A 9,257-nucleotide genomic window follows, 5' to 3' on the forward strand; every position below is an offset into this window, starting at 1 on the left:
TGCGCGAGCGCGTGCCACTGACCGACGCCGGCCGCGAGGCCAGCCATCCACGACAGAGAGCGATCATGCAAAACAAACCCACAACCCGACGCCAATTCCTCGCCGATGCGTTGAAGCTCGCCGGTGCCACCGCGATCACGGGCATGCTGCCCGAAAGCATCGCGCGCGCGCAGGCCATTCCGGCCGCCACCGTCACCGGCACGATCCAGGACGTGAAGCACGTCGTGATCCTGATGCAGGAAAACCGTTCGTTCGACCACTACCTCGGCACGCTGGGCGGCGCACGCGGCTTCGGCGATCCGCGCCCGGTCGTGATTTCGAGCGGGTATCCGGTGTGGCGCCAGCCCTGGCTGCTGTCCTACGTGTTCCCGTTCAACCCGTCGCCGCCGTCCGGCACGGCGAACGGCGACACCTACTACGGCGACCTCCCTCACGACTGGGGCACCACGCACAGCGCGTGGAACAACGGCCGCTACGACAACTGGACCGGCGCGAAGACCAGCGGCACGATGTACTACTTCACGCAGAACGACATCCCGTTCTACTACGCACTGGCGAGCGCGTTCACGGTATGCGACGACTACCACTGCTCGATGCTCGGCCCGACCGATCCGAACCGGCTGTATCTGTGGACCGGCTGCTGCGGCAACGTGCCGGGCTATTCGCCGTACACGGACAACACGATGACCGGCACCGGCTGGACGACCTTGCCGGAACGGCTGAACGCCGCCGGCGTCACGTGGAAGTTCTACCAGGACAAGGGCAACGGCCTGGATTCCGGCCACGCGTACGGCAATTCCAACAGCGCCGGCAGCACGCTGTGGTGGAACGGCAACTACGGCGACAACATCGTCCTCAACTTCAAGCAATACCAGAACCTCGGCGCCAACGATCCGCTCGCGCCCGCGCTCAACGGCACGCAGATCGACCCGAGCGGCGGCGGCAAGGAATACGACACGAACCTGTTCAGCCAGCTGCAGGCCGACGTCGCGAACGACACGCTGCCGCAAGTGTCGTGGATTGCCGCGCCTTACGCGTACTGCGAGCATCCGTCGTGGGCCGCGAGCGGCGGCGAATGGTACGTGAGCAACGTGCTGAACGCGCTGACGTCGAATCCGAAGGTTTGGGCCAGCACGGTGCTGCTCGTGATGTACGACGAGAACGACGGCCTGTTCGATCACGTGCCGCCCGCCGTGCCGGCCAGCGCCGCGGCCGGCACCGGGCAGTCGACCGTGTCGACGGCCGCGGAATTCGTCGCCAGCAGCGGCAGCGCTTCGGACGGCTCGGCCAGCGGCGACGTACCGATCGGGCTCGGGCCGCGCGTGCCAATGTTCGTGATCTCGCCGTGGTCGAAGGGCGGCAAGGTGAATTCGCAGGTCTTCGATCACACGTCGGTGGTGCGGTTCCTGGAAGCGCGATTCGGGTTTCAGGAGACCAATATCTCGCCGTGGCGACGCGCGGTGTGCGGCGACCTGACCTCGGCCTTCGATTTCTCGAACGCCGACCAGACCGTTCCCGCGATCCAGCCGCCGGCGAGCAACATGAACCCGAACGGCCCGGCCGTCCTGATCCCGTACCCGACCACCACCGCGGTGCCGGCGCAAACGGCCGGCCGCAGCACCGCCTGCCGCCTGCCGTACGAGTTCTTCGTGCAAGGCAAGGTCAACCGCGCCGGCAACGCGCTGGCGCTGACGATGACCAACACCGGCACCGCCGGCGTGCACCTGCAGGCGTGGGTCGACGGCACGAGCACGATCCCCCGGCATTACACGATCGCGGCCGGCGCAACCCAGTGCGCGAACCTGTCGGATTCGCTCGCGCTGAACAGCAACGGCAGCTACGACTATTCGGTCTACGGCCCGAACGGCTTCCTGCAGACGTTCCGCGGCAGCATCGGTTCATCCGGCAACACGGGATCGACCGCCGAAATCAGCCTGTGCTACGACGTCGCGAACGGCAACGTGCAGATCACGCTCGACAACTCTGCGGGTTCCAGCGCGACGACGTTCCAGCTCACCGACAACGCCTACGGGATGAACACGCGGCAGTCGTTCACCGTCGCCGCCGGCGCGACGCAGGCCGTCACGTGGTACGGCGACGGCGGCTGGTACGACGCCAGCATCCGCGACGCGAACGACCCGAACTTCCTGCGCCGGGTGGCCGGCTGCGTGCAGACGCAATCCGGCGCGCTGCTCACGGATTCGGCGATCGGCAATACCGGCAAGAAGTTCGTCGCGTCGCTCGCGTCGCAGGGCTCGACGTTCGGCACGCTGCGCTTCGACTACGTCGCGCCGCCGTGGAGCCATAGCCCGAAGAACTGGGTCGGCATCTTTGCGCATGGCGCGCAGCCGACCAAGGGCAGCTACAAGTCGTGGGCGTACCTGCCGAAGAGCACCGGATCACTGCTGTTCTCGTCCACGGCGAACAGCACGCTGGCGTCGGGGCAGTACGATGCGTGGTACCTGTTCGACGACGGCTACACGCCGCTCGCGGGCCCCGTCACGATCACCATCTGACGGCATGGCCAGACCGTGTCGGCCTTCTGCATGGGGCCGACATGCATTCGGGCGCGACGTACCACGTTGCGCCCGAATGCTTTTCCAGCCATGCAGCACGCGCTAGACGAGCAGATCTTCGTAGAACGCGCCGAACGGCCGCGTCGGGTGCGCGATCTGGATTTCGAGGATCCACAGTCCGGCCGCCGGCGCGGCATCGAAGTCGCCGAGATTGCCGGCCTTGTAGATCGCGTGCGGAAAATCGCTGACGCGATGCCCCTTGATGTCGACGTTCAGCCGGAAGCCGTGCGCGTCGGCGCGTTGCGCGGCGAATTCGTACAGCGCGATGCCTGCGCAGCCGGTGGTGCGCCAGTGATGTTCGACCTCGTCGTAGATCGCGCGCGCCGCTCGTGCACACGCATGCATGTCGGGATCGCCGCCGCACACGAAGGTCGCGCCCGCATCGCCTTCATGCTTCGCCCACACCGCGCCCAGGTCGATGAAGAAGATGTCGTCGTCCGCGAGGACGGGGTCCGCCACCGAGCGCTCCTTGAACGTGCGCAGCGTGTTTTCGCCGAAGCGGACGAGCACCGGATGCCAGATCCGGTCCATCCCGAGATCCTTCAGCACGCTCAACCCCAGCGCGTTGGCCTCCGATTCCCGCATGCCGGGCCGGATGCCCGCGGCGATCGCGTCGACGGCCTGCCATGTCATGGTTCTTGCGTGCTGCATCGCATCGAGCGAAAAGGCTTCGCCGACGGCTTCGCGTTGCGTCGAATTCAAGATGGTGCTCCCGTGCGGGTGAAAGGGGGGTGGGATCGAACGTTCGTCGTTTCGATATGCACATGAGAATATATCGATTCGCCAATCGATGCCGAACCGTGCTCCGTCGTATGCCACAGCAAAAACGAGCGCCCTTGATGGAGCGCCCGTTCGCGTGTGTGTGCGCTAGATCAGAACTTGTGACGCAGGCCGATCCGCGTGACGAACTGCGTGTTTGCGCCCGCGTTGCCGATGAACGACCCCGACGAGCCGATCTCTGCCTGCACCGGCACCACGCGGCCGTTGATCGTGTTGCTGCCCGACGCCTTCTGGTAGGCCGCGCTCACGTACACGTCCGTGCGCTTCGACAGCGCATAGTCGACTGCGGCATTGACCTGGTGCCACTTGCCGTCAAAGCGGCCGTCGAGCTTCGAGAACGTATAGCCGAGCCCACCGCTCAGGGCCGGCGTGAACGCATAGCGGCCGCCGACTTCGTAGTTGTTCAGCTTCGACGTTTCGCCCGACAGCGGCACGAACTTCGTATGCGTCCAGTTGGCCCACACAAGGGCCGACGCGATCGCATAGCGTGCGCCGACGCCGACCGTCTCGAGGTCGCGCAACCCTTGCGTGTTGATGTTCGCGATGCTCACGCCGAACGCAGGCTGCGCGCCGTTCGGGAAACGGATGTTCGTGTATGCGGCACCGATGCCGAACGGCCCTTGCGCGTAGTTCGCGCCGAGGCTGTACGCGCTCGACGAACCCTGCGAACCGTTCGCACCGGTCGTGGTCGGCGTGCCCGCGAACTGCGTCGAGTTCGAGAAGCCGTACATCGCGCCGAACGTGAGCCCCGCGAAGTTCGCGCTCTGGAACTTCACCGCGTTGTTGATGCGGCTCGACGTCAGCTGGTCGAGGTCGTTGATGTGATACGCGTAGTTGCCGGCCGGCGTCTGGCTGCCCATCGAATAGTTCGCGCCAATGTAGTCGGTGGAGAACGAGTACTGGCGGCCGAACGTCAGCGAGCCGATGCCGTTCTTCGACAGGCCGACGAACGCCTGCCGGCCGAAGATCGCGCCGCCCTGGCCGATCGAGCCGTCGCCGCTGCTGAAGCCGTTTTCCAGTACGAACAATGCCTTCAGCCCGCCGCCGAGATCCTCGGTGCCGCGGATGCCCCAGCGGCTGCCCGACGCGACGCCGTCACCGTACTTGACGAGCTTGCCGTGCCCGCCCGTCGTCGCGACCTTGTTCGAGTACGTGATACCCGCATCGATCAAACCGTAGAGCGTCACGCTGCTTTGTGCGTGCGCGACGGTGCCGAACATCCCGAGTGCGGCCGCGGCCACGATGGTCTTTTTCATGCTCACTTCCTTTTTTGTTGTTGACGCGCGCGCCTGCGTCGCAGCGTGACGCGCGGCGTGTTGACGAAGAACCGACTGATGAACGAGCGCAAGCCACCGGATCGCCGCACGCACGAACGCCTCATGCGCGTGCACGATGTTCCGTTTCGATGCCAGTGTGGGCTTGCTGAAGCGGCATGCCGCGGGGCGGCCGCTCGTGTTGCAGCGTCGAAAAGCGTGCGCTCCGGTAGCGCATGCCGCGACGACGCGTTGCTCCGGCGATGCAGGTCAGAATCTCTTCCGGCTTTCGTGGAGCGGGTGGACGACGTGGCGCCTGACGACGCCACGACCTTCGATGTATTTTTCGGAATATATCGAGTTGTCACCAAACGGTAAACAATTATTCGGGTTCCTGTCGTCTTTCATCCACATGCGATCGACGGCCATCCGGATCGACGACAAGACACGCGACGGCCGTCATCTCAGCGAGGCGAGTACGGGGGCAACGCCGAAATCCCGCATAATCAGTCGGTTGAACGAGCGCCTCAGCCGGCGCGCGAACCCCGCACACGTTTGCGCGGCCGTCCGGTCCATTGCCTGACCGCGTTCCGCCGTCACGGAAGCAGCCCGTCTGTGCCGGTCTCGCCCATGGCGAATTGTGCGGGCGCAAACAATCGAAGCAAGAACAAACGCGCGGCGGCGCACATCACGACGCCGGCAATCGCATCACGGACACCACCACGCATCCCGTAGAAGACAGGACACCGACACATGGACCGAGCCGAACACATCAGCATCGAACAGACGAGCGGGCTGCCCGCCGACGAACTGGACCGATGCGACTTCTCGTTCGACATCGCCTGGGAATTGAACGCACCGTATCAGGACTTGCTCGATCTCCGCGCGCTGCCGGCGCGCCGCAAGAATTACGGCTTCGATCCGGCCGGCTGGGCGGACGAGGCGACGGGCAAGACGGCGCTTTTTCGCGCAACGGCCGGCAGCCGGCTCGCCGGGTTCGTGGCCATCGGCCAGAGCTGGAACGGGATGGCCGAGATCGCGGAGCTGGCTGTCGACCGCCACTGCCGGCGGCAAGGCATCGGGCAGTTGCTGCTGGCGGCCGCCGAATCCTGGGCGCGCAGCCACGGGTTCGGCTTCATGCGGCTGGAGACGCAGTCGAACAATGTCGCCGCGTGCAGCACGTATGCGCGCGCGGGCTTCGTGCTGGGTGGACACGATCGCCTGCTGTACGCTGACGACGAGAACGACGGTGAAGTGGCGCTGTTCTGGTACAAGGACCTGCGCGACGGGCAGACCGCACGAATCCGCACGGTCGACCCGGAATCGATGCGGCCGGTGCGCTGACGCACCACCGCCCGCGCGTCACGGCCGAATCATGGCCGCGTCATGTCCGCGTCGCGACGATGAACAGCCGCGGGAATGGCAGCAGCACGGTGCCGTCGGCGAGCGCCGGGTAGCCGTCCGGGCCCGCGATCGCATCGCGATACCGTGCGAGAAACGCCGCGCGCTCGCCGTCGTCGAGTGCCGCGAGGAACGGCCGCAGCGCACTGCCCTTGAACCATTCGACGACCGCATCGGCACCGCCGCGCAGCGGGTGGTAGTAGGTCGTGCGCCACACGTCCACACGCGAGCACAGCGGCGACAGCAGCGCGTGGTAGTAACGTGCATCGAACCGCTCGGTGCGCGCTGCACCCTTCAGCTTGTCCGCCCACGGCCCGGCCGCGGCGACCTCGCGCATCAGCCGGTGCGCGGGTTCGTCGAGGTTGTCGGGCATCTGCACCGCAAGATGGCCACCCGGCGCGAGCCGGCCGACAAGCGACGGAAACAGCGTGTCGTGCGCGGGCACCCATTGCAGCACCGCATTTGCGAGAATCAGGTCGTAGCCGCCCGGATCGTCCCAGGTGGAGATATCCACGACATCGAAACGCAAGTCCGGCAGGCGCTTGCGCGCGGCGTCGATCATGTCCGCCGACGCGTCAATCCCGTGAACCGTGGCGTCCGGCGCACGCGCGATCAGCACCTCCGTCGAATTGCCGGGCCCGCAGCCGATGTCGATCGCGGTATGGATCGGCGTGTTCGGCACGGCGGCCAGCAGATCGCGGATCGGCCGCGTGCGTTCGTCCTCGAATTGCACGTACTGGGCAGCGTATCGATCGAGTGGGGTCGTCATGTCGTTTCTCCTGGTCGGCGTGGACGGCCTCGCCTTCTACGCGGATGGGATGCCGGTGGCCGTCGATGCACCGCATTCTGCGATCGTCACGACGTTCAGTAAAATGAATTTAATATCGTGATTGATTCAAATATCTGATGAAAATCGATACGCTCGGTGTCCAGGCCTTCGTCGCGATCGCCGACGGCGGCAGCTTCCGGCAGGCAGCCGACACGCTGCACGTCACGCAGACAGCCATCACGCAGCGGCTGCGCAAGCTCGAGACCTTTCTCGGCGTCGCGCTCGTCGAGCGCACCACACGCCGCACCACACTCACCGAAATCGGCCGCCGCTTCCTGCCGCAAGCACGCCGGCTGCTGAACGAGCTGTCCGACGCGCTCACCGAAATTCGCGAAACCGGCCTGAGCCAGCGCGGCGACGTCACGATCGCATGCGTGCCGACGGTCGGCGTGCAATACCTGCCGCGCATCCTGCGCGCGTTCTCCGCACACCGGCCGCACGATCGCGTGAAGATCCTCGATCACGCGTCGGCGTCGGTGCTGCAGGCCGTGCTGCATCGCGAGGCCGAGTTCGGCATCGGTATTGCCGGCGACCAGCATCCCGAGCTCGTCAATGTGCCGCTGACGAGCGATCCATACGTGCTCGTATGTCGCGACGATCATCCGCTCGCGAAGCGGCGGCGCATTCGCTGGGCGGCGCTACAGCCGCATCCGCTGATCTTCGCCGGAGAAGTGAGCGGCAATCGCGGGCTGCTCGACGGCGCACTGAAGACGAGCGGCGTATCGCTGCATTCGTTCTACGAAGTGCAGCGCAGTTCGACAGCGCTCGGGCTCGTCGCGGAAGGGCTCGGTGCGGCCGTGGTGCCGAAGCTCGCGATCCAGAAGAACGCGTATCCGATGATCCGCACGATCGAGCTCGCCGAGCCGGCGGTGTCGCGCACGCTCGTGCTCGTCACGCGCAAAAGCGCGCAACTGTCGCCGGCCGCGCGTGCGCTGTACGACATGATCGTCGAACAGGCGACACCCTGACGATCGTGTCAGGGGCGCGTCACGAAGCAGCGCCTTCGGGGTAGTATCGCCACACACGGTCGCGACGCCCGGTGCCTACCCGGCACCGCACGCGTCATGCCACCGCTGCAACGGCCGTCCCTCACCATCCCGCACGGAGCACTGCATGGCCTATCGCAACTATCACAAGCGCACGATTGCAGGCCGGGAACTCCATCCCGAAACCCAGATGATGTCGTACGGCTACGATCCGTTCCTGTCGGAAGGATCCGTGAAGCCACCCGTGTTCCTCACGTCGACCTTCGCGTTCCGCACGGCCGAGGACGGCGCCGAATTCTTCGACGTCGTGGCCGGGCGCAAGCCTTCGCCCGAAGGCGAAGGCGCGGGCCTCGTCTACAGCCGCTTCAATCACCCGAACCTGGAAATCGTCGAGGATCGCCTCGCCCTGCTCGACGATTCCGAAGCGGCCGTCGTGACGTCGAGCGGCATGTCGGCCATCGCCGCGATCCTGCTGACGTTCCTGCGGCCGGGCGACTGCGTCGTCCAGTCCGTGCCGCTGTATGGCGGCACCGAGACGCTGATTTCGAAGTTCCTGCCCGAGTGGGGCATTCGCGCCGAAGTGATTGCCGACGGGCTGTCCACCCACGCGATCCGCGCCGCGCTCGAAGCGGCCGCGCAAAAGGGCAACGTGCGGATGTGCTACATCGAGACGCCCGCCAACCCGACCAACGCGCTGTTCGACCTCGACGGGCTGCGCAGCGAGATCGATGCATTCGAGGCACGCCACGGCTATCGCCCGCTGTCGGTCTGCGACAACACGCTGCTCGGGCCGCTGTACCAGAAGCCGTCGCGGCAAGGCATCGACCTGAGCGTGTACTCGCTGACGAAATACATCGGCGGGCATAGCGACCTCGTCGCCGGCGGCGTCACGGGCACCCGCGACCTGATCACGAAGATCCGCTCGATCCGCAGCACGCTCGGCTCGCAGCTCGACCCGCATTCGTCGTGGATGATCACCCGCTCGATGGAAACGCTCGTGCTGCGCATGCAGCAGGCCGCCCGCAGCGGCAGCGCCGTCGCTCGCTGGCTCGCCGGCAATCCGCATCGGCCGGTGCGCGTGCTGCACCCCGAGCTCATCGACGATCCGGCCTACCAGGCCGTCTACCAGCGCCAGTGCACCGGGCCGGGTTCGACGTTCGCGTTCATCCTCGACGGCGGCCGCGAGCAAGCGTTCAGGTTCATCAACCACCTGACGCTCTTCAAGTCGGCCGTCAGCCTCGGCGGCACGGAGTCGCTGATCTGCCATCCCGCATCGACGACGCATTCGGGCGTGCCGGCCGATGCACGTGCTGCGGCGGGCGTGTCGGAAGGGTTGATTCGTGTGTCAGTCGGGCTCGAGCATCCGGACGACCTGATCGCCGACCTGTCGTACGCGCTGGAGCATTGCTGACGCGGGCGGCATGCGCTCCGT

The 9,257-nt window shown here is 66.0% G+C and carries 8 protein-coding genes; 5 read left to right on the forward strand and 3 right to left on the reverse strand.

Annotated features, from left to right (window positions below; genetic code table 11):
* Positions 1–65: 65 nt before the first annotated feature.
* The gene (locus JYJ84_RS20665) at positions 66–2,516 is read left to right on the forward strand and encodes a phosphocholine-specific phospholipase C (protein WP_175219040.1); all 2,451 of its coding nucleotides are present in this window, start codon (positions 66–68) and stop codon (positions 2,514–2,516) included.
* A gap of 102 nt (positions 2,517–2,618) precedes the next feature.
* On the opposite strand, the gene JYJ84_RS20670 is transcribed toward JYJ84_RS20665, so the two are convergent.
* Both JYJ84_RS20670 and JYJ84_RS20675 read right to left on the reverse strand, forming a co-directional pair.
* Positions 2,619–3,278 carry a M24 family metallopeptidase gene (locus JYJ84_RS20670; protein WP_175219038.1) on the reverse strand — a complete coding sequence of 220 codons (660 nt, stop codon included), beginning with the start codon at positions 3,276–3,278 and terminating at the stop codon, positions 2,619–2,621.
* Between the two features lie 170 nt (positions 3,279–3,448).
* Positions 3,449–4,612 (reverse strand): porin, encoded by a 1,164-nt coding sequence (locus tag JYJ84_RS20675; RefSeq protein WP_175219036.1) that lies wholly within the window; start codon positions 4,610–4,612, stop codon positions 3,449–3,451.
* 136 nt (positions 4,613–4,748) lie between these two features.
* Between JYJ84_RS20675 and JYJ84_RS20680 the strand changes: the two genes are divergently transcribed.
* Together JYJ84_RS20680 and JYJ84_RS20685 are read left to right on the forward strand one after the other, a co-directional pair.
* A complete protein-coding gene (locus JYJ84_RS20680; RefSeq protein WP_175219034.1) occupies positions 4,749–5,192 on the forward strand; it encodes a hypothetical protein in 444 nt (147 codons plus the stop codon).
* 170 nt (positions 5,193–5,362) lie between these two features.
* On the forward strand, positions 5,363–5,953 hold the full coding sequence (locus JYJ84_RS20685) for an N-acetyltransferase (RefSeq protein ID WP_175219032.1): 591 nt from the start codon (positions 5,363–5,365) through the stop codon (positions 5,951–5,953).
* Positions 5,954–5,993: 40 nt separating this feature from the next.
* On the opposite strand, the gene tam is transcribed toward JYJ84_RS20685, so the two are convergent.
* Positions 5,994–6,779 carry a trans-aconitate 2-methyltransferase gene (gene tam / locus JYJ84_RS20690; protein WP_175219030.1) on the reverse strand — a complete coding sequence of 262 codons (786 nt, stop codon included), beginning with the start codon at positions 6,777–6,779 and terminating at the stop codon, positions 5,994–5,996.
* Positions 6,780–6,916: 137 nt separating this feature from the next.
* Here tam and JYJ84_RS20695 point away from each other — a divergent pair, with 137 nt between their 5' ends.
* Both JYJ84_RS20695 and JYJ84_RS20700 read left to right on the forward strand, forming a co-directional pair.
* The gene (locus JYJ84_RS20695; RefSeq protein ID WP_175219028.1) at positions 6,917–7,807 is read left to right on the forward strand and encodes a LysR family transcriptional regulator; all 891 of its coding nucleotides are present in this window, start codon (positions 6,917–6,919) and stop codon (positions 7,805–7,807) included.
* A gap of 145 nt (positions 7,808–7,952) precedes the next feature.
* Complete coding sequence (locus JYJ84_RS20700; RefSeq protein WP_175219025.1) at positions 7,953–9,236, forward strand: cystathionine gamma-synthase family protein; 1,284 nt, start codon at positions 7,953–7,955, stop codon at positions 9,234–9,236.
* Positions 9,237–9,257: the final 21 nt, after the last annotated feature.

It is taken from the genome of Burkholderia sp. LMG 13014 (genome assembly GCF_905232215.1).
Classification (GTDB): domain Bacteria; phylum Pseudomonadota; class Gammaproteobacteria; order Burkholderiales; family Burkholderiaceae; genus Burkholderia.

Bases quoted from the DNA above. Each gene is read 5' to 3' on its own strand.
- JYJ84_RS20700 (WP_175219025.1), top strand. From the start codon at position 7,953: ATGGCCTATCGCAACTATCACAAGCGCACGATTGCAGGCCGGGAACTC.
- tam (WP_175219030.1), bottom strand. From the start codon at position 6,779: ATGACGACCCCACTCGATCGATACGCTGCCCAGTACGTGCAATTCGAG.
- JYJ84_RS20685 (WP_175219032.1), top strand. From the start codon at position 5,363: ATGGACCGAGCCGAACACATCAGCATCGAACAGACGAGCGGGCTGCCC.
- JYJ84_RS20675 (WP_175219036.1), bottom strand. From the start codon at position 4,612: ATGAAAAAGACCATCGTGGCCGCGGCCGCACTCGGGATGTTCGGCACC.
- JYJ84_RS20665 (WP_175219040.1), top strand. From the start codon at position 66: ATGCAAAACAAACCCACAACCCGACGCCAATTCCTCGCCGATGCGTTG.
- JYJ84_RS20680 (WP_175219034.1), top strand. From the start codon at position 4,749: ATGTTCCGTTTCGATGCCAGTGTGGGCTTGCTGAAGCGGCATGCCGCG.
- JYJ84_RS20695 (WP_175219028.1), top strand. From the start codon at position 6,917: ATGAAAATCGATACGCTCGGTGTCCAGGCCTTCGTCGCGATCGCCGAC.